Here is a 777-nt window from a genome sequence, read left to right as displayed (position 1 = left end):
GTGAAGTCGTAACAAGGTAGCCGTATCGGAAGGTGCGGCTGGATCACCTCCTTTCTAAGGAAGAAGGCTCTTGCCTGCGGGCAGGAGCCACAAAGATGGATTTCTCTTATACCTTTAATTATATATGGACCTGTAGCTCAGTTGGTTAGAGCGCACGCCTGATAAGCGTGAGGTCGGTGGTTCGAATCCACCCAGGTCCACCATGCATCTTATGATGCAACCCATTGAACCATGACAATTGCATATACAATCAAATACGAGAACATCGTAAATCAAATCTTCAAATTTATTTAAGATTACAATTTCAACGAATAGATCGTAAGGTCAAGTTAGAAAGAGCATCCGGTGGATGCCTTGGCACCAAGAGCCGATGAAGGACGCGATAAGCTGCGATAAGCTATGGGTAGTGGCAAATACACTGTGATCCATAGATTTCCGAATGGGGAAACCCGCTAAGATAACCTCTTAGCATTCTAAGGTGAATTCATAGCCTTAGAAAGGAATACCGGGGGAACTGAAACATCTAAGTACCCCGAGGAAAAGAAAGAAACCTCGATACCCTGAGTAGCGGCGAGCGAACGGGGTAGAGCCCAACTTGAGATACGGTTTGAAGTCGCGAGCAGAACGACATGGAAAGGTCGACCACAGAGGGTAACAGTCCCGTACGCGAAGTGGCGACAAACTACTCTAAACGAGTACCACAGGGCACGTGAAACCCGGTGGGAACATAGGGGGACCACCCCCTAAGGCTAAATACTCCTTGGTGACCGATAGTGC

Annotated in this window: 1 tRNA gene and 2 rRNA genes; all 3 read left to right on the top strand. The window is 47.7% G+C overall.

Annotated features, from left to right (window positions below):
• Nucleotides 1-54, top strand: a 16S ribosomal RNA gene (locus PEPTYR26121_RS00995); the annotation flags it as partial.
• A gap of 72 nt (nucleotides 55-126) precedes the next feature.
• Nucleotides 127-203, top strand: a tRNA-Ile gene (locus PEPTYR26121_RS00990).
• 119 nt (nucleotides 204-322) lie between these two features.
• Nucleotides 323-777: ribosomal RNA gene (locus PEPTYR26121_RS00985) — 23S ribosomal RNA — on the top strand; the annotation flags it as partial.

The sequence above is a fragment of the Aedoeadaptatus nemausensis genome (assembly GCF_903819165.1).
Lineage (GTDB): Bacteria > Bacillota > Clostridia > Tissierellales > Peptoniphilaceae > Aedoeadaptatus > Aedoeadaptatus nemausensis.
The sequence above is the reverse complement of the archived record's forward strand: the minus strand, read 5'-3'. Positions and strand labels throughout refer to the sequence as shown.